The organism is Paractinoplanes abujensis (assembly GCF_014204895.1).
GTDB classification, from domain to species: domain Bacteria; phylum Actinomycetota; class Actinomycetes; order Mycobacteriales; family Micromonosporaceae; genus Actinoplanes; species Actinoplanes abujensis.
In genome coordinates, this window is the sequence record NZ_JACHMF010000001.1 from 8,504,563 (window position 1) to 8,523,085 (window position 18,523).

The 18,523-nt window shown below is 72.2% G+C and carries 15 protein-coding genes and 1 riboswitch; of the genes, 9 read left to right on the forward strand and 6 right to left on the reverse strand.

Translation table 11 applies throughout. The annotated features are described in order from the left end of the window. Positions 1-83: 83 nt before the first annotated feature. The 3 genes from BKA14_RS39220 to BKA14_RS39230 are packed head-to-tail and all read right to left on the reverse strand — an operon-like array spanning position 84 to position 3,438. Complete coding sequence (locus BKA14_RS39220; protein WP_184955770.1) at positions 84-1,649, reverse strand: precorrin-2 C(20)-methyltransferase; 1,566 nt, start codon at positions 1,647-1,649, stop codon at positions 84-86. Then, complete coding sequence (locus BKA14_RS39225; protein ID WP_184955771.1) at positions 1,646-2,263, reverse strand: precorrin-8X methylmutase; 618 nt, start codon at positions 2,261-2,263, stop codon at positions 1,646-1,648. The genes BKA14_RS39220 and BKA14_RS39225 overlap by 4 nt, the downstream gene beginning before the upstream one ends. Next, positions 2,263-3,438 (reverse strand): ferredoxin-like domain-containing protein, encoded by a 1,176-nt coding sequence (locus BKA14_RS39230; protein WP_239092686.1) that lies wholly within the window; start codon positions 3,436-3,438, stop codon positions 2,263-2,265. Before BKA14_RS39230 ends, BKA14_RS39225 begins: the two co-directional genes overlap by 1 nt. A 129-nt stretch (positions 3,439-3,567) precedes the next feature. Then, a riboswitch (cobalamin riboswitch) is annotated at positions 3,568-3,639 on the forward strand. A 53-nt stretch (positions 3,640-3,692) separates the two neighbouring features. On the opposite strand from BKA14_RS39230, the gene cobN reads away from it, so the two are divergent. After that, positions 3,693-7,241 carry a cobaltochelatase subunit CobN gene (gene cobN / locus BKA14_RS39235; protein WP_184955772.1) on the forward strand — a complete coding sequence of 1,183 codons (3,549 nt, stop codon included), beginning with the start codon at positions 3,693-3,695 and terminating at the stop codon, positions 7,239-7,241. On the opposite strand, the gene BKA14_RS39240 is transcribed toward cobN, so the two are convergent. Both BKA14_RS39240 and BKA14_RS45410 read right to left on the reverse strand, forming a co-directional pair. Further along, the gene (locus BKA14_RS39240; RefSeq protein ID WP_184955773.1) at positions 7,238-7,882 is read right to left on the reverse strand and encodes a response regulator transcription factor; all 645 of its coding nucleotides are present in this window, start codon (positions 7,880-7,882) and stop codon (positions 7,238-7,240) included. The two genes, cobN and BKA14_RS39240, sit on opposite strands and share 4 nt — an antisense overlap. After that, the gene (locus BKA14_RS45410) at positions 7,873-9,819 is read right to left on the reverse strand and encodes a sensor histidine kinase (protein ID WP_184955774.1); all 1,947 of its coding nucleotides are present in this window, start codon (positions 9,817-9,819) and stop codon (positions 7,873-7,875) included. The genes BKA14_RS39240 and BKA14_RS45410 overlap by 10 nt, the downstream gene beginning before the upstream one ends. A gap of 106 nt (positions 9,820-9,925) precedes the next feature. Here BKA14_RS45410 and BKA14_RS39250 point away from each other — a divergent pair, with 106 nt between their 5' ends. The 8 genes from BKA14_RS39250 (at position 9,926) to BKA14_RS39285 (ending at position 17,530) form a co-directional block, all read left to right on the forward strand. After that, on the forward strand, positions 9,926-10,489 hold the full coding sequence (locus BKA14_RS39250) for a hypothetical protein (RefSeq protein WP_184955775.1): 564 nt from the start codon (positions 9,926-9,928) through the stop codon (positions 10,487-10,489). A 325-nt stretch (positions 10,490-10,814) separates the two neighbouring features. Next, positions 10,815-12,590 carry a galactose-binding domain-containing protein gene (locus BKA14_RS39255; protein WP_184955776.1) on the forward strand — a complete coding sequence of 592 codons (1,776 nt, stop codon included), beginning with the start codon at positions 10,815-10,817 and terminating at the stop codon, positions 12,588-12,590. Next, positions 12,587-13,846, forward strand: coding sequence for a DUF1996 domain-containing protein (locus BKA14_RS45415; protein ID WP_308441183.1), 1,260 nt, complete (start codon positions 12,587-12,589; stop codon positions 13,844-13,846). Before BKA14_RS39255 ends, BKA14_RS45415 begins: the two co-directional genes overlap by 4 nt. Before the next feature lie 74 nt (positions 13,847-13,920). Beyond that, positions 13,921-14,958 carry a LacI family DNA-binding transcriptional regulator gene (locus tag BKA14_RS39265; protein ID WP_184955777.1) on the forward strand — a complete coding sequence of 346 codons (1,038 nt, stop codon included), beginning with the start codon at positions 13,921-13,923 and terminating at the stop codon, positions 14,956-14,958. Between the two features lie 10 nt (positions 14,959-14,968). Continuing rightward, complete coding sequence (locus BKA14_RS39270) at positions 14,969-15,613, forward strand: SDR family oxidoreductase (RefSeq protein ID WP_184955778.1); 645 nt, start codon at positions 14,969-14,971, stop codon at positions 15,611-15,613. Positions 15,614-15,635: 22 nt separating this feature from the next. Then, positions 15,636-16,349, forward strand: a complete 714-nt coding sequence (locus BKA14_RS39275) for a tetratricopeptide repeat protein (protein WP_184955779.1) — start codon at positions 15,636-15,638, stop codon at positions 16,347-16,349. A gap of 17 nt (positions 16,350-16,366) precedes the next feature. Further along, on the forward strand, positions 16,367-16,774 hold the full coding sequence (locus tag BKA14_RS39280) for a hypothetical protein (RefSeq protein ID WP_184955780.1): 408 nt from the start codon (positions 16,367-16,369) through the stop codon (positions 16,772-16,774). Between the two features lie 81 nt (positions 16,775-16,855). Then, positions 16,856-17,530 carry a DUF6766 family protein gene (locus tag BKA14_RS39285; protein WP_184955781.1) on the forward strand — a complete coding sequence of 225 codons (675 nt, stop codon included), beginning with the start codon at positions 16,856-16,858 and terminating at the stop codon, positions 17,528-17,530. Position 17,531: 1 nt separating this feature from the next. Here BKA14_RS39285 and BKA14_RS39290 read toward each other — a convergent pair whose 3' ends face one another. Then, positions 17,532-18,458 (reverse strand): GNAT family N-acetyltransferase, encoded by a 927-nt coding sequence (locus tag BKA14_RS39290; protein ID WP_184955782.1) that lies wholly within the window; start codon positions 18,456-18,458, stop codon positions 17,532-17,534. Positions 18,459-18,523 lie beyond the last annotated feature (65 nt).

An 18,523-nucleotide genomic window follows, 5' to 3' on the forward strand; every position in this document is an offset into this window, starting at 1 on the left:
GGATCGTTTGGGGCTGGTGGATTTACGAATTGCAATGGCGTTGCGGCGGGTTGCGGTCAGGCTGCAAGGGCTGAGGACCGCATTTACGGAGCGGTGGGATAGGTCCGCGGGGTGTAGACCGCGGCGCTGCCGTCGCCTCGGGTGACCGTGCGGGTCTGCGAGCTGCCGATGATCAGCAGGCAGCGCATGTCGATCGTGGCCGGGTCGAGATCGCCCAGCGTGGTGACCCGTACGGACTCCTGCGGCCCGCCGACGTCACGGCCGACCACCACCGGGGTGGCCGGGTCGCGCTGCTCCAGCAGCAGGCTCCGCGCGTTGACGAGCTGCTCCCGGCGCGACTTGGAGGCCGGGTTGTAGATCGCGATCACGAAATCGGCCCGCGCGGCCGCGGTCAGCCGGTCGGCGATGACCGGCCACGGCTTGAGCCGGTCGGACAGCGACAGAATGCAGAAGTCGTGCCCCAGCGGCGCCCCGGCCCGGCTCGCCACGGCCTGCGCGGCGGTGAGCCCCGGAACCACCCGGACCGGTACGGCCTTCCACTGCGGGTCCTCGCTGACCTCGAGCACCGCCGCCGCCATGGCGAACACCCCCGGGTCGCCCGACGACACGACGGCCACATTGCGCCCCCGCTTGGCCAGATCGAGCGCGAACGCCGCCCGCTCGGCCTCGACCCGGTTGTCGGACGGGTGCTTGCGCTGGTGCTTCCCGGTTGCCACACGGTCGAGATAGGGCTGGTAGCCGATCAGGTCATCGGCCGCGGCGAGCACCCCGCGAGCCTCCGCGGTGAGCCACATCGGGTCGCCGGGCCCCAGCCCCACCACGGTCACGCTGCCGTGCTTCACCGGCCCGGCCGCGCCGGTCGCGTCCCCGGCCGCACTCTCTTCGCCCTCTCCTCGCGCGGCGAGCCCTTCCTCCCCCTCGACGAACGCGGTGGCGGCCGGGCTCGGCAGCAGGGCCAGGGAGAAGTACGGCACGGACTCGGGGTCGACGTCGGTCAGGCGGGCGTGGCGTTCGCGGTCGGTGGTGGCGCGTTCGACGTACCAGGTGTCGTCGAGGCGGCCCGCCTTGGCCAGGGCCTCGCGGACGCCGTCGAAGGTGCGGCCCAGTTTCATCACGGCTGCCGAATCGGTGGCGGCGAGGCGGGCCGCGAGCTCGGCCGGGGGCAGAGTGCCGGGCAGCACGGTCAGGATCTCGTCGCGTTCCATCAGCGGGCGGCCGAGCACGGCGGAGGCGGCGCTGACCGACGTGACGCCGGGGACGACCTCGGCGTCGTACCGGTGGGCCAGCCGCTTGTGCATGTGCATGTAGGAGCCGTAGAAGAACGGGTCACCCTCGGCCAGCACCACCACGTCGCGGCCGGCGTCCAGGTGCGCGGCCAGACGGTCGGCCGCCGCGGTGTAGAACTCGTCGATCGCGCCCTGATAACCACCCGGGTGGTCGGTGACCTCGGTCGTGACCGGGTAGATCAGCGGTTCCTCGATCTGCCCCTCGCGCAGCAGGCCGGCCGCGATCGCGCGCGCGTTGCTGCGGCCGTGCCGGGCCGCGTGATACGCCACGACGGCAGCCGACTCGATCAGGCGGGCCGCCTTCAGCGTGATCAACTCGGGGTCGCCGGGGCCGACGCCCACCCCGTACAGCTTGCCGGTCACTCCGCCTCCGAAGCCAGCGCGTTGACGGCGGCGGCCGTGATGGCGCTGCCACCCCGGCGACCGCGCACGATCAGGTGCTCCAGGTCGGTCGCGGCCAGCGCGTCCTTGGACTCGGCGGCACCGATGAACCCGACCGGGATGCCCAGCACCGCGGCCGGGCGCGGAGCCCCCGCGGCGATCATCTCGAGCAGCCGGAAAAGGGCCGTCGGGGCGTTGCCGATCGCGACGACCGAACCCTCCAGCCGGTCCAGCCACAGGTCGAGCGCCGCGGCGCTGCGGGTGGTGCCCAGACGTTCGGCGAGGGCGGGCACCGACGGGTCGCGCAGCGTGCAGACGACCTCGTTGCCCGCCGGGAGGCGCTTGCGGGTGATGCCGGAAGCCACCATTTCGGCGTCGCACAGAATCGGCGCGCCCGCCAGCAGAGCCTTGCGGGCCACGACCGCCACCTGCGGCGAATACCCGATGTCGCGCACCAGGTCGACCATGCCGCAGGCGTGGATCATGCGAACCGCGACCCGCGCCACCTCGGCGGGCAACCCGCCCAGGTCGGCCTCGGCCCGGATAGTGGCGAAGGAACGCCGATAGATCTCGGCGCCGTCCCTCTCGTACTCCATCAGTTCCTCCTCGCGGCGGCGACCGCGTGGGCCGTGTCGCCGGTGAACGTCTCCCCGTCCGGTTGCCGGGTCACGGCATAGCCGTCCGGGGTGGCCTCGACCCGCACATGCGCCCCGGCCGGACTCCCGCACCCGCGGGCGCAGCCGATCCAGTGCACGGGCAGGCCATCGGAATACACGCTGCTGCGGTCGGCGTCGGCGCGCACGTCGGCCAGGCTTTTCGCACACCCGGGCCGCCCGGCACACGCGGTCACCCCGGCCCACCGCGTGGCCGGCTCCACCGGCAGCCCGGCCTCGGCCAGCGCCCGCGCCCACCGCCGCGCGGCCTCGACCGTCAGATCGGGCACAAGGACCCCGCGCCAGGGCGTCACCACCAGCCGCCGCGCAGTCCCCAGCAGCCGCAACGCCTCCCCGCCGAGCCGCCCCAACGGCACGAGCGCGCCCACCGCCACAAGCCCATCCCCCTGCGGCACGATCCCGAGCAAGGTCGCGTCCGCCGACAGGGGGACAGCCGTGGACGGCGGGAGTGTGGGGAGGCCCAGGGCGGCCGCGGTGCGTGTGGCGATCCGGGACGGGCCGTCCGGCAGTTCGTGCAAGCGCCACGCCGTGGTTTCGGCGCGTTCGGTGAGGAAGGCGTTCGCGGCGGTCAGCAGGGTCCGGACCACGTCGGTGGCGGGGACGCGGAGGCCGGGGTCGTGGCCGGCGAAGAGGATCGCGAACGTTTCGTCCACGGGGACGGCGGCCAGGTCGGCCGACAGGGGCACCGCGCCGAGCGCGAAGAGGAAACGTCCGGGAAGGGCGGCCAATGCCGGATCGGCGCAGAGGGCCCGGTCGAGCTCGGCGACGAGGGCGCGCAGTGTGGCGCCGGCCAGTGGCGGCGCCACGATGTTGCGAACGGTCTCGTGGGTCTCGGAGGGCAGCAGGCCGGCGGCGGTCAGGGCGGCCGCGAGCACCGTCGGGTCGGCGTCGGTCAGGGCTCTGAGCTGCAGGTTGGCCCGGGACGTGAGCTCCAGACGACCGTCGCCGAACTGTGCGGCCAGGGTGGCCAGGGTGGTCAGCTGGGCGCCGGTGAGCAGGCCGCCGGGGAGCCGCACGCGGGCCAGCGGGCCGTCGGCGGCCGCGTGCAGGCGCAGGGCGCCGGGGCAGGCGTCGACGGCGGATTCACGGGCGGGCACGGCCCGGATACTACGGTCGACCCCCGACAGGAGCGCATCCTCGGGTCGGGATCGTCACACACCGGCACCCTCCTTGACGGCGAGTATCGGCGCCGGGAAGGGTGGGAGGTCACGAGCGGCGACGCCGCGGAGGAAGCCGGTGTGAGTCCGGCGCGGTCCCGCCACTGTCACCAGGCCGTAAGGGCTGGGAGCCAGGAACTCCGGTCGCCGTGATCTCTACTACCCGGGGCGCGGACCCCGAGGGGAGCTGGCGCGTGTTCCTGCTGCTGTCGACCTCCGACACCGATCTGCTCAGTGCCCGGGCCAGCGGCTCGGCATGGCGCCTGGCCAACCCGGCCCGGACGGGTGTGGCCGACCTGCCCGCCCTGCTCACCGACGTGACGCTGGTCGTCGTGCGGATCCTCGGCGGGCGCCGGGCCTGGGAGGAGGGGCTCGACGCGCTGCTGGCCGGGCCGGTCCCGGTCGTCGTGCTGGGTGGCGAGCAGGCCCCGGACGCCGAGCTGATGAAGCTGTCGACGGTGCCGGCCGGGGTGGCTGCCGAGGCGCACGCGTATCTGGCTCAGGGCGGCTCGGACAACTTGGCCGCGGTGCACGACTTCCTCTCCGACACGGTGCTGCTGACCGGGCACGGGTTCGCCCCGCCGCAGGCCGCACCCGACTGGGGGCCGCTGCCGCGCGAGACGACGGCGACCGGGCCCACTGTCGCGGTGCTCTACTACCGCGCGCACCACATGGCCGGTAACACCGCGTTCGTCGAGGCGCTGTGCCGCGCGATCGAGGCCAAGGGCGGGCGCCCCCTGCCGTTGTTCACGTCGTCCCTGCGTACGGCGCCGGAGGATCTGCTGGCCGAGTTGCGTAAGGCGGACGCCCTGGTGGTCACCGTGCTCGCGGCCGGCGGCACGAAGCCGGCCACGGTCACCGCGGGCGGCGACGACGAGGCGTGGGACGTCGGCGTGCTGGCGGGCCTGGACGTGCCGATCCTGCAGGCGCTGTGCCTGACCAGCTCGCGGGCCAAGTGGGAGGCCAGCGACGACGGCTTGTCCCCGCTGGACGCGGCCACCCAGGTGGCGATCCCGGAGTTCGACGGCCGGATCATCACGGTCCCGTTCTCGTTCAAAGAGATCGACCCGGACGGGCTCTCCATCTACGTGGCCGACCCCGAGCGTGCGGCCCGGGTCGCCGGCATCGCGGTCGCGCACGCCCGGCTGCGGCACATCCCGCCGGCCGAGCGGCGGATCGTGGTGATGCTCTCGGCGTACCCGACCAAGCATTCCCGCATCGGCAACGCGGTCGGCCTGGACACCCCGGCCTCGACCGTTGCGCTGCTGGCGGCCCTGCGTGAGCGCGGCTACCGGATCGGCTCGTTCGGCGACTACGACGGCGACGGGCTGATCCACGCCCTGATCGCGGCGGGCGGCCAGGACCCGGACTGGCTCACCGAGGACCAGCTGGCCGAGAACAAGGTGCGGATCAACGGCGAGCGGTACGGCGACTGGTTCGCCACCTTGCCCGACGATCTGCGCGCATCGATGACCACACATTGGGGGCCGGCGCCGGGCGAGTTGTACGTCGACAACGGCGACATCGTGCTGGCCGCGCTTCAGGACGAGAACGTGGTCGTCATGGTGCAGCCGCCGCGTGGGTTCGGGGCCAACCCGGTGGCCATTTATCACGACCCCGACCTGCCGCCCTCGCACCACTACCTGGCCGCGTACCGCTGGGTCGCCGACGAGTTCGGCGCGCACGCGGTGGTGCACGTGGGCAAGCACGGCAACCTGGAATGGCTGCCCGGCAAGAACGTGGGCATGTCGGCCTCGGACGGCACCGACGCCGCTCTGGGTGACCTGCCGTTGATCTATCCGTTCCTGGTCAACGACCCGGGCGAGGGCACGCAGGCCAAGCGCCGGGCCCACGCCACACTGGTCGACCACCTGATCCCGCCGATGGCCCGGGCCGAGTCGTACGGGGACATCGCCCGCCTCGAGCAGCTGCTCGACGAGCACGCCAACATCGCCGCGCTCGACCCGGCCAAGCTGCCGGCGATCCGGGCCCAGATCTGGACGCTGATCCAGGCCGCGCGGATGGACCACGATCTGGGTCAGTCGGACCGGCCCGACGACGAGGAGTTCGACGAGTTCATCCTGCACGTCGACGGGTGGCTGTGCGAGGTCAAGGACGTGCAGATCCGCGACGGGCTGCACATCCTGGGCGCGGCGCCACAGGGCGAGGCGCGGGTCAACCTGGTGCTGTCGATGCTGCGGGCGAAGCAGATGTGGGCGGGGCAGGTCGCGGCGCTCCCCGGGCTCAGGGAGGCGCTCGGGCTCGCCGAGGAGGCGTCCACCGCCGAGACCGACCGGGTCGAGGCCCTCGCGCACGCTCTGGTCAGCGGGATGGAGGAAGCCGGCTGGCCGACCGATCGAGCTCACATTGCGGAGCTGTCCGGAACGCACGGGGTGGGCGGGGAGCGGGTGCAGGACGTCCTCGCGTTCGCGGCGACCGAGATCGTGCCGCGACTCGACCGTACGACCGACGAGCTGACCAACCTGCTGCACGCGCTGGACGGCGGCTACGTGCCGGCCGGCCCGAGCGGCTCCCCCCTGCGCGGCCTGATCAACGTGCTGCCCACCGGCCGCAACTTCTACTCGGTCGACCCCAAGGCGATCCCGAGCGCGCTGGCCTGGGAGACCGGTCAGGCGATGGCCGAGTCGCTGCTCAAGCGCTACCGCGAGGACTACGGCGACTGGCCCCGCTCGGTCGGCCTCTCGGCCTGGGGCACCAGCGCCATGCGTACGGCCGGTGACGACATCGCCGAGATTCTCGCCCTCATCGGCGTACGCCCGATCTGGGATCCGGCCTCGCGCCGGGTGACCGGTCTCGAACCGATCACCCGCGACGAGCTCGGCCGCCCCCGGATCGACGTCACCGTCCGCATCTCGGGTTTCTTCCGCGATGCCTTCCCGCACGTCGTGGCCATGCTCGACGACGCGTTCCGGATGATCGCCGAGCTCGACGAGCCGGAGAACTTCGTCCGCGAGCACGCCCTGGCCGACCGCGACGACCACGGCGACTGGCGGCGGGCCACCACCCGCATCTTCGGGTCGCGACCGGGGGCGTACGGGGCCGGGATCCTGCCTTTGATCGACAGCCGGAACTGGCGCACCGACAAGGATCTGGCCGAGGTGTACGCGGTGTGGGGCGGCTTCGCGTACGGCCGTGACCTCGACGGTGTGCCCGCCCGGCCCGACATGGAGAACGCGTACAAGCGGATCGACGTGGCGGCCAAGAACATCGACACCCGCGAGCACGACATCGCCGACTCGGACGACTACTTCCAGTACCACGGCGGCATGATCGCCACGGTGCGCGCGCTGACCGGCAAGGCCCCCGCGGCGTACGTGGGTGACTCGACCAACCCGGACGCCACCCGCACGCGCAGCCTGACCGAGGAGACCGCACGCATCTTCCGGGCCCGGGTCGTCAACCCGCGCTGGATCGCCGCGATGCGCCGGCACGGCTACAAGGGCGCCTTCGAGCTGGCCGCCACTGTCGACTACCTGTTCGGTTTCGACGCCACCGCCGGCGTGGTCACCGACTACATGTACGAGCAGCTCGCGGCGACGTACGCCCTGGACCCGGAGAACCAGAAGTTCTTCCAGCAGTCCAACCCGTGGGCCCTGCACAGCGTCACCGAACGCCTGCTCGAGGCGGCCGAACGCAAGCTCTGGGACTCCCCGGACCCGGACACGCTGAACGCCCTGCAGCAGCTCTATCTGGAAACCGAGGGTGACATCGAGGACAGCTAGGCCCGCAGGAAGGTCAGGACCGCGAGCACCCGGCGGTGCTCGCGGTCGTCCTGGATCAGCCCGAGCTTGGTGAAGATCGAGGTCACGTGGGCCTCGACGGTCTTGACGGCCAGGTGCAGGTCGGCGGCGACGGCGGTGTTGGACAGGCCCCGGGCCATCAGCGCGAGCACGGCCCGTTCCCGGTCGGTCAGCCGGTCCAGCGGGTCACGTTCGCGGCGCCGGGCGACCAGCCGGGCCACCAGCTCCGGGTCGATGACGGTCTCGCCGCGGCCCACTTTGCGGATGTCGGCGCCGAACGCGGCCAGGTCGGACACGCGGTCCTTGAGCAGGTAACCCACGCCGCCGTCGAAGTCGGTCATCAGCCGCAGCGCGTGGTGCACCTCGACGTATTGGGAGAGCAGCATCAGCCCCACCCCGGGGGCGGCGGCCCGGATCGCGGCCGCCGTCTCGATGCCCTCGTCGGAGAAGGACGGCGGCATGCGCAGGTCGATCACGGCGACGTCGGGCGGGTCGGCGCGCACCAGAGCGAGCAGGGCGCGTCCGTCGCCGGCCTGCCCGGTCACGGTGAAGCCGACGTCGGTCAGGATGCGGGACATGCCCTCGCGGAAGAGCACGGCGTCGTCGGCCAGCATCACGCGCACGGAATCACCGTCCGCAGGGTGGTGCCGCCGGGTCCACTCTCCACGACCAGGCGGGCGTCCATGGTGGCGAGCCGGTCGGCCAGGCCTTCGAGGCCGCCGCCGGAGGTGATCGCGGCGCCGCCGTGGCCGTCGTCCGCCACCTCGACCCGCAGGCCCGGTTCGTCGCCGGTGAGGGTGACGGCCACCGTGGCCGCCCCGGAATGCTTGGCCGCGTTGGTCAGACCCTCGCTGATCACGAAGTAGGCCGTCGACTCGACCTCGGCCGGCAGGCGGCGCGGCACGTCGACGGTCAGCCGGACCGGCAGCGGGGAACGGTCGGCCAGGAAACCGGCCGCGGCTTCGAGCCCGTCCTGCGTCAGCACCGCCGGGTGCAGGCCGCGCGCCATCTCCCGCAGCTCGGCGGTCGCCTCGAGCAATTGCGCCCGTACGCCCTCCGCCCGCGCGGCGACCGCATCGGAACCGTTCGCCGCGGCCAGCCGGACCACCGCACCCAGCTCCATGGCAACGGTCACGAGGCGCTGCTGCGCGCCGTCGTGCAGGTCCCGCTCGAGCCGGCGGCGCGCGGCGTCCCCCGCCGCGACCAGCCGCTGCGCGGTGGCCCGCAGCTCCAGCACCAGCCCGGCCTGCGCGGCCAGGTCGCCGACGAGCCGGCGTTCGGCCGCGGAGAGCTCGGTCGCAACCCCGGTCCGGCCGTTGGCCGGGCCGCCCTTGGCGACCGTGATCGCGCCCAGGAAGCGCTCGTCGTAGCGGATCGGGACGAGGGTCTCGATGTCCGGGGCGGCCGGGAGCGGCACCGTCGCCGGCCACATCGAGACGGGACGCAAGGCGTCGGCCGGGCCGGTCCACAGCACGACCTGGTGGGCCCCCACGGCGTCGGCGACCGTTGCCGTCAGCGCGGCCAGCAGCCCACCGGTGGGCGCGGTGAGGTGCCCGGAAAGGCGCGACAGGGCCTCGTACGGGGTGGCCCGGTGCCCGTAGACGAGCCGGTCGGCGAGCCGCTGCACCCGCCGGCGCAGCGGCTCGAAGGCGACGGCGACGAGGCCGGTGGCGATCAGCGACAGCAGGGTGCCGTAGCCGTCGACGAGGCGCCCGATCCCGGTCACGACCACGGCGTAGCCGAGCGTGACGACCGCGGCCATCGCGCCGAACACCAGCGACTTGTTGATCACCGGGTCGATGTCGTAGAGGCGGTACCGCAGGATCGCCGCGCCCGCCGCGACAGCGACGAACGGGACGGCCAGCGTGCCCGCGAGCGGTGAACCCCACAGTGCCAGGCCGAGCACCATGACCGCGGCGGACACCGTCACGGCGTACAGGAACCAGCGCAGCTGGCGGGCCTCGTCGCCGTGGGCCCGCCGGACCCGCACGACGACACAGGCCGCCCAGGTCAGCTGAAAGAGCAGATAGGCCACCGGACGGACGGCGTCGTACAACTCCTGCGCCGCGGCCGCGCCCGCAAGCGTCAGGGGATGACCGGCGACCAGCCCGGTGCGGGCGTACTCGACCGGCCACAGGGCCGACGTCGTGGACAGCGCCAGCCCGGCGACGGCCAGGACACCGACGACCGGACGCCACCCGCGCGACGGCAGGCGTCCGTCGGGAAAGCTCATCACGGCCACACCGACCAGCACCAGCACGAGCGGCAGGGGCCAGACCCCGAACCAGCCGATCCACTCCGCGCCGGGCAGCGGGCCCGGGTGCAGGGCGTACTGGCGGCCGGTGAACATCACCGCATGGGCCAGGCCGACGGCCACGAAGAGCCGGCCCTCCCGGTTGCCGGGGCGGCGGTGCACCACGTAGAGGCCGACCGCGGTGAAAGTGGCCGCGATCAGGCCGTTGTGGAGGTTGGCGACGTGCCAGCCGAGCGCGAAGCCGGCGGCGACGAGCGCGGCCGCCACCACGCCCGCCGCCCGTCCCAGCACCCCGGCGCGGCTCACGCCCGTATCGTGCCAGCGCCGGGCCGTTCGCGGACCAGGGTTGACCCGGCACTTTCGCAGGGGCCACCCGGATGATTGCGGCGGCGCGGGCGGCGACGGTCGGCGTATGACTTCCACCCCGCTCGACCGCACCCTCAACGCCTCGCTGATCGTCGCCCCGGTCGTCTACCTGATCGCCGACGTCCTCTACGCCGTGCGCGGCTGGGACGACCCGGCCGCCGCCGTCTTCCACATCCTCGGCGCGGTGGCCTACACCGTCGTCGTGCTGCGTCTGGTCACCCTCGGCAGCGGCCGGCTCGCGGTGGCCCTGCTGCTGGTGGGCGCTCTGGGCGCGGCCGGCAACGTCGCGTACGGCTTCAACACCATCCACGTCGCGCTGGGCGACACCGACCTGGTCGACGCGGGTGGGGCCGCGACGATCATCAAGCCGCTCGGCCTGTTCTTCCCGCTGACCCTGTTGCTGGCCGTGGCCGTCCTGCGCCCCCGGGGCCCCGCCGGGGTCGCGCCGCTGCTGCTGGTGGCCGGTCTGGCCTGGCCGGTCGCGCACATCGCGAACATCGGCTGGCTGGCCGTGGCGGTCAACCTGGTCCTGGTGGCCGCGTTCGGCGCCGCGGCCCGCGGCCCGCTGCGCACCATGCCGCCTGCGACCGCACCAGTCGGGCACCCCTGACGACCCCGGTCACCGCTACTGGCCCGTACGGGTTGATCCAGCATGGGTCGCTGACTGCCGGTGCCCGCGTCGTGTCTGGTCGTGCTGCCGGCCGGGCGCCGCCCCGCCGACGCGGAGGCCCCGCGCCGCCTCTGACGGTTCCGGAACTGCTGGGGACGTTCAGCTGTTCACCTGCGGGAACGGTAAGAAAGCGCTTCCCGGGCGTCTCACCAGGCATTGACAGGTGCCGAGATGCCGGTTCACAGTGTCGTCACAAAGAGCGCTTTCACAAGCCGGTCCCCAGGTTGAAATCGCTCGGACACATCCCCTAAAGCAGGAGTCCTCCATGACATCCCCGGTCCTGGACGGGCTCGGGACGCCTCGTAACAGCAAGAGGTTGTCCCCGGCCCGGATTCTCACGCTCGGCGCGGCCCTCTTCGGGCTGATCGCCGCCTACTTCGTCGTGACCACCCAGAACGCGCAGGCGGCCGAGGTGGTCGTCTCGCAGGGCAAGCCCGCCACGGCCAGCTCGACCGAGGTGGCCGGCGCCTACCTGCCCGGCGAGGCCGTCGACGGCAACAACGGCACCCGCTGGGCCAGCGCGTTCACCGCGAACGCGTGGTGGCAGGTCGACCTCGGCGCGGCCACCGCGGTCAGCCGGATCGCCATCAACTGGGAGGGGGCCTACGCCAAGGGCTTCAACGTCCAGTTCTCGACCAACGGCACGAGCTTCACCCAGGCGTACACCACCACGACCGGCGCCGGCGGCCAGCAGAGCATCGCGGTCACCGGCACCGCCCGGTACGTGCGGATCAACCTGACCGAGCGCGCGCTTCCGGCGTACGGCTACTCGTTCTGGGAGTTCCAGGTGTTCTCGGGCGGCCCGACGACCCCGCCCACCACCCCGCCGACGACGCCCCCCACGACCCCGCCGGGCGGCACCACGCGGCTGCTCTCCTACAACAAGCCCGCGCAGGCCAGCACCTGGCAGAACGACGTCAACTGCAACCCGTGCAGCCCGGACAAGGCGTTCGACAACGACCCGGCCAGCCGCTGGGCCACCAGTTCGACGAACGGCTGGGTGGACCCGGGCTGGATCTCGGTCGACCTGGGCGCGACGGCCACCATCAGCCAGGTCGTGCTGCAGTGGGACCCGGCGTACGGGAAGAGCTATCAGATCCAGGTGTCCAACGACAATGTGAACTGGACGCCCATCTTCTCCACGACCACCGGTGACGGGCTCAAGGACGTCATCAACGCCACCGGCACCGGCCGCTACGTGCGGATGTACGGCACCCAGCGGAGCAGCGCGTACGGCTACTCGCTGTGGGAGTTCAGTGTCTACGGCACGGGCGGCGCGCCGAACAACCCGCCGGCCCCGCCCGCCGACCCGTCGTTCCCCGCCTCCCGCCTGGTCTTCGAGGACAACTTCAACGACCCGGCCGGCACCAAGCCGAGCACGGCCAAGTGGACGTACGACCCGGGTGTCCCGCAGAACGGCGAGATCCAGTACTACACGCCGAACAGCGAGAACGCGCAGACCGACGGGCAGGGCAGCCTGGTCATCGAGGCCCGCCGGCAGGACTACCAGGGCCGGCAGTACACCTCGGCCCGGATGAACACCGGCGGCAAGTTCAGCGCCCAGTACGGCCGGTTCGAGGCCCGGATCAAGGTGCCGAAGGGCAACGGCCTGTGGCCCGCGTTCTGGATGATGGGCGAGGACTTCCTCAGTGGACGTCCGTGGCCGTACAACGGCGAGATCGACATCATGGAGGTTCTGGGCCGCAACACCAACGAGATGTACACGACGCTGCACGCCCCGGCCTACAACGGTGGCGGCGGCTACGGCCAGAAGAACGCGGCCGGGGTCGACCTGTCGCAGGACTTCCACGTGTACGCGGCCGAGTGGGACAGCAAGGGCATCCGGTTCTTCCTGGACGGCCGGCAGGTCTTCAACGCCGACAAGGCCACCGTGGAGAACACCCGCGGCCCGTGGATCTTCGACCACAAGTTCTACCTGATCCTCAACCTGGCCGTCGGCGGCGACTTCCCCGGCCCGATCGACGCGACCACGCCGTTCCCGTCCCGCATGCTCGTCGACTACGTGCGGGTGTACCAGTGAGGGCCCGCATCCTCGTCGCCGCGGCGCTGCTGGCCACCTCGGCGATCGCGATCGCGACCCGCGCCGATGCCGCCGACACCCTGATCTCGCAGGGCAAGACGGCCACCGCGTCGTCGTCGGAGTCCGCGGCGTTCCCCGCCTCGAACGCGGTCGACGGCAATCTCGGCACCCGCTGGTCGAGCGCGTTCAGCGACCCGCAGTGGCTGCAGGTCGACCTGGGCGCTTCGGCCACCATCTCGTCGGTGGTGCTCAACTGGGAGGCCGCGTACGCCCGCGGCTTCAGCCTCAAGACGTCGGCCAACGGCTCCTCGTGGACGACGATCTACAACACCACCAACGGCGCCGGCGGCCGGCAGGCCCTGACGGTCAGCGGGACCGGGCGTTACGTCCGGCTCGAGACCACCGTACGGGCCACGCAGTGGGGTGTTTCCCTGACGGAGTTCCAGGTGTACGGCAGTGGGGGCGGCGGTGGCACCACGCCCACGATCCCGCCGGGCGCCGTACGGGTGGCCGAGTTCCTGGCCGACTGCCCGTTCAGCCACCGGTTGCCGGACGACCCGATCATCTTCCCGGGGTTGCCGGGGGCGTCGCACATGCACAGCTTCTTCGGCAGCACCGTGACGAACGCCTACAGCACCACGCAGGACCTGCTCAACGCGAACAGCAACTGCAACCCGTCGATCGACAAGTCGTCGTACTGGATCCCGACCTTCTACAACGGCAACACCCCGGTCGAGCCGACCACCGGCATCTTCTACTACCTGGGGGAGGGGGTGCGCGACGACCTGATCGCGCAGACCCAGCCGTTCCCGCTCGGCCTGCGCATCGTGGCCGGCAACGCGAAGGCCACCGGGCCCAACGACAACACCATCTCGCGGTGGTCGTGTCTGCACGCGGGTGAGGTGGGCTCGTCGCACGACTTCGTCACCTGCCCGCCGGGCACGATGCTGGAGTCGTACCTCGACTTCCCGCACTGCTGGGACGGCGTCAACCTGGACTCGCCTGATCACAAGAGCCACATGGCGTACCCGGTGAACAACGCCTGCCCGGCCAGCCACCCGGTCGTGGTGCCGAAGCTGCGGCAGGTCATGCGGTACCCGGTCAACGGCAACCCGGCGAACTTCCGGCTGGCCTCCGGGCCGGGTTACACGATGCACGGCGACTTCTTCAACGCCTGGCCGGTGGACGAGCTGGCCCGGCGGGTGAACGACTGCATCCGGCCGATCATCAAGTGCGGTACGGACGGACGTCCGTAATGACTACGGGTGTCGCCGGCGGAGAACATGACGGCGGCGGCACCCGTCCCCAGCTCACTGCTATAACGGAGCGCATGACAACCCGGCCCGCGCGCGGTGGGCAGCACCCGACGATGGACCAGGTCGCTGAGGCGGCCGGGGTGTCGCGCGCGACGGTCTCCCGAGTGATCAACGGCGCTCCCAGCGTGGACGCCAAGATCCGCGAGATGGTGCAGCGGGCGATCGCCGAGACCGGCTACGTGCCCAACGTCGCCGCCCGCAGCCTGGTGACCCGCCGCTCGAACTCGGTGGCGCTGGTGATCAGCGAGCCCGACCGGCCCGACAACAACTCCTTCCTCAACCGCATCTTCACCGACCCGTACTTCGGCCGGATCACGGCGGGCGCCACGGGGGCGTTGCGCCCGCACGACGTCCACCTGGTGGTCATCCCGACCGACTCCACCGACCACCACCAGGTGATCCGCTACCTGCGGCAGGGGCACGTGGACGGGGTGCTGCTGATCAGCAGCCACGAGCAGGACACGCTGCCCCGCCAGGTGCACGAGCTGGGCATCCCGGCCGTGGTGTCGGCCCGGCCCACGTCCCCCATCGCGGTCAGCTACGTCGACGTCGACCAGCGGCTCGGTGCCCGGCTGGCCGCGGAACGCCTGCTCGACCGCGGGTGCCGCCGGCTGGCCACGATCAGCGGGCCGCTGGACATCCCGAGCGGCCTCGACCGGCTGGAAGGCTTCCAGGCGCATCTGGCCGGCCGGGAGGTGCCGGCGGTGGAGGGCGACTTCACCCGGGCCGGCGGCGAGACCGCGGCGCGGCGGCTGCTCGCGGAGCATCCGGAGATCGACGGGCTGTTCGTGGCGAACGACCTGATGGCCGAGGGGGCTCTGCGCGCGGTGCAGGATCTGGGCCGCCGCGTGCCGGACGACATCGCCGTGGTCGGCTTCGACGACAGCAGCGCCGCGCTCGACTGCCGGCCGCTGCTGACCACCGTGCGCCAGCCGGTCGAGGAGATGGCGGCCGAGATGGCCGAGGTGCTGCTGGCGCACATCGCCGCGCCGGGGCGGCTGCCGCGCTCGGTGACGTTCCAGCCGACCTTGGTCGTCCGGGAGTCGGCATAGTCTCGGGGGCATGGACATTCTTGTCGCCGGCGGCCACGGTCAGGTCGCCCTTCGTCTGCTCAAGCTGCTCGCCGCCGGGGGCCACACCGCCCGCGGCCTGATCCGCAAGCCCGAGCACGCCGCCGACCTGCAGGCCGTCGGGGCGGTTCCGGTGATCGGCGACCTCGAGAACGACGAGTCCCTTTCCCCGTACGTCAAGGGCGCCGACGCCGTCGTGTTCGCGGCCGGGGCCGGACCGGGCAGCGGGGCCGCCCGCAAGCGCACCGTCGACCTGGGCGGCGCGGTCAAGCTGGCCGACGCGGCCGTCGACCAGGGCGTCCGGCGTTATGTGATGGTGTCGTCGATCGGCGCCCAGGATCCCGCGGCCGGCGGCGAGACCATGCAGCCGTATCTGGAGGCCAAGGCCGAGGCCGACGCGTACGTCACGGCCCGCGCCGACCTGGACTGGACGATCGTGCGCCCGGGCGGCCTGACCGACGAGCCCGGCACCGGCCTGGTCACCGTCTCGCGCGAGCTGGGCCACCGGGCGTCGGTGCCCCGCGACGACGTGGCGGCGGTGATCGCGGCCTGCCTCACCACGCCATCGACCATCGGGGTGACCTTCGAGCTTTTCGGCGGTGAGACCCCCGTCGATGAGGCGCTGCGCTCATTGTGATGGGTCGCTAACGTAACGTTCCATGGGGAGCGAGTCGACCGCCGGGGCGCTGCTGGCCGCGGGCAACGAGGCGATGCTCGAGGCGGCGTACCGCACCGGCGACTTCCTGTCCGCATGGCAGCTGCTGGAGGGGGCACGCCGCCGTGCCTGCGACGAGGCGAACCGCGTCGAGGAGGCGGCCGCCCTGACCCGGCTGGGCCTGCTGGCGCACTTCGCGGCGATCGGCGGCGACCTCTCCCGGGCCGACTGGGCCACCGAGGAGCAGCTGTTCACGGCCGCACTGCGCATCCAGCGCGAGGTGGGTGACCCGGCCGGCGCCGCCGAGTCGCTGTTCGGGCTGGGCCTGGTGCATCAGGTGCTGCGGGGCGACTGGACGACCGCGATGCCCTATTACACCGAGGCTTTGAACCTGGCCGAGAGCTACGCCGACGAGATGGTGCGCTCCGAGGTGCACCGGCACATCGGCTTCTTCCACGTCTTCGTCTCCGGCGATTTCGAGCGCGGCCTGCGTCACCTGCGCATGTCCCAGGTGCTGCGGGAACGGTACGGCGACCCGCGCCGGGTGGCCACCGGCACGCTCGCGCTGGGCGAGGCCGAGCTGGCGGCGGGCAACCTCGCGGAGGCCTTGCGCCTGCTGCGCGAGGCGGTCAGCCAGGCCCGCCAGGCCAACCTGTCGCCCCAGCGCGTCGGCTGGGCCGAGCACGCCCTCGCAGATGCCGAGCGCGCCGCCGCATAGCTGCTCAAAATACGGGCATGCGGCGCCCCGTGATTCTCAGAAACGTGCTGGTCAGCGCCGTGATGCTGCTGACCGCGGCCGGTTGTGCCACGGTCGGTGAGCGCGAACGGACCGCGGCCGAGCTGGCGCTGCGGCTGCTCACCGCGGTCGACGCGGGCGACGGCGAGGCGGCCTGCGCCGTGCTCGCGCCGGGCACGGTGCGCACCGTGGCCGAGGACGAGCCGTGCCCGCAGGCGATCCTCGACAAGGACCTGCCCCGCCCCGGCACTGTGGTCGAGACCTCCGTCTACGGGCAGTGGGCCCAGGTCGAGCTGGACGACGACACGGTCTTCCTGGGCGCCTTCCCGGGCGGCTGGCGGGTGGTGGCGGCCGGGTGCACACCGCAGGCGAGCCGCCCGTACGTGTGCACGGTCGAGGGGGACTGACATGCGTGTTCTCTTCGTGCTGCTGCTCCTGGTGGTCGCGGCCGGCCTCGTCTACGTCACGACGCTGGGGGTGCTGCACCGGTGAGACGTTTCCTGCGCGAGAACTCCATCGGCCTCGTGTTCGGGCTGCTCTTCGTCGTCGTGCTGGTCGGGCAGGCGTACGCGGGCCTGGCGGTCTTCAACTCCGGCCAGCGCGCGTCGGGCCTGCCGGACGTCGCGTTCTGGCGTTACGTGACGTCGGCCGGCTTCGGCGTCGACGTGGCGGAGAACTGGCAGTCCGAGTATCTGCAGTTCTTTCTGTTCATCGTGCTGACGGTGTGGCTGCTGCAGAAGGGCTCGCCCGAGTCCAAGTCGCTGCAGAAGCCCGGTCGCGAGACCGACGAGGAGCAGAAGCTCGGTCCGTACGCCGACGCGAAGTCGCCGAAGTGGGCGCGCGTGGGCGGGTGGCGCACGGCGGTGTTCTCGAACTCGCTCGGTCTCGTGATGGGGCTGATCTTCCTCGGCTCCTGGCTCGCGCAGTCGGTGGCCGGGCTCGCCGCCTTCAACGAGGAGCAGCTCAGCGAGCGCCTGGACCCGGTCTCGTGGGGGCAGTACGTGCTCGGAGCCGACTTCTGGAACCGGACCCTGCAGAACTGGCAGTCGGAGCTGCTGGCCGTGGCGTCCATGGCGATCCTGGCCGTCTTCCTGCGGCAGCGCGGGTCGTCGCAGTCCAAACCGGTCGGCTCGGCGCACGAGGCCACCGGCGTCGAGGGCTGAGCTACAGGTCCTTGACCAGCTGCTCGGACGAGACCTCGAGACCGAGCGCGTCGGCGAACCGACCGGCGTCGGGCCCGGCGATCCAGAGACCCAGCCTCCCTACGTCGTGCCGGGCGTACTCGGCCTCGGCCGCGGCGAGCAGGGCCCGGCCCAGGCCGCGGCGCCGGTACGGCTCGTCGATCGTCAGGTAGTGGATCGCGCCGGTGCCGGGACGGTGCGGTCCCGGCAGCGAGAACCAGATCCAGCCGACCGGGCGGCCCCCGGAGACGGCGTGGCGCAGGAAGACGTTCGGACTGTCCACCCCCTGCGGCGCCAGCACCCGCGCCACCTCGCGGGCGCGGGCGGCCGGGGCGAGCGGATCCCGAGTCAGGGCGACCGGGTGGCGCTCGACGACCTCGGACAGCCGGGCGGCATACTCGGGCTCGCTCATCGGCTCGAGCTCGACCGTCGTCTGCGGGGCCCCGACGGGACGCGTGCGCAGCTGGGCCAGCACTTGATACCCGAGCCGCCGGTACAGTCGGCGGGCGCCAGTGTTGACGCCGAAGACGTGCAGGCCGACCCGGCGCACGCCCCGCTCGACCAGGTCGGCCTCCCCGGCCCGGAGCATCGCGCTGCCGTAGCCGCGGCTGCGCCGGTCCGCGCGCACCGAGACCTCGGCGATCCAGGCCATGGTGTCGTACGTGGTGCCGGGCAGGGAGATCCACAGGAAGCCGACCTCGTCGTCGCCGTCCATGCCCTTGCGCAACAGCTGGCCCGCGGTGTGCACGCCGGCCGGGAGCAGTTCGTCGGTCTGCCGCTCGGCCTCCGCGGCGGCCTCGGCCGGGCTGACTCCGTAGTTCTCCACCATGGCGTCGGCGAACAGCGCGATCATCGACGGCCACCGCTGGGCCAGTTCCGCCGAGGTCAGGTCGACGAGCACCACAGTCATGCCGTGCACCCTGCCATGTTTTGTCCAGCATCAGTCGGATGTCCGACGGATCGATCGCTGTCAGT

Bases quoted from the DNA above. Each gene is read 5' to 3' on its own strand.
- BKA14_RS39225 (WP_184955771.1), bottom strand. From the start codon at position 2,263: ATGGAGTACGAGAGGGACGGCGCCGAGATCTATCGGCGTTCCTTCGCC.
- BKA14_RS39250 (WP_184955775.1), top strand. From the start codon at position 9,926: ATGACTTCCACCCCGCTCGACCGCACCCTCAACGCCTCGCTGATCGTC.
- BKA14_RS39255 (WP_184955776.1), top strand. From the start codon at position 10,815: ATGACATCCCCGGTCCTGGACGGGCTCGGGACGCCTCGTAACAGCAAG.
- BKA14_RS39265 (WP_184955777.1), top strand. From the start codon at position 13,921: ATGACAACCCGGCCCGCGCGCGGTGGGCAGCACCCGACGATGGACCAG.
- BKA14_RS39270 (WP_184955778.1), top strand. From the start codon at position 14,969: ATGGACATTCTTGTCGCCGGCGGCCACGGTCAGGTCGCCCTTCGTCTG.
- BKA14_RS39275 (WP_184955779.1), top strand. From the start codon at position 15,636: ATGGGGAGCGAGTCGACCGCCGGGGCGCTGCTGGCCGCGGGCAACGAG.
- BKA14_RS39280 (WP_184955780.1), top strand. From the start codon at position 16,367: ATGCGGCGCCCCGTGATTCTCAGAAACGTGCTGGTCAGCGCCGTGATG.
- BKA14_RS39290 (WP_184955782.1), bottom strand. From the start codon at position 18,458: ATGACTGTGGTGCTCGTCGACCTGACCTCGGCGGAACTGGCCCAGCGG.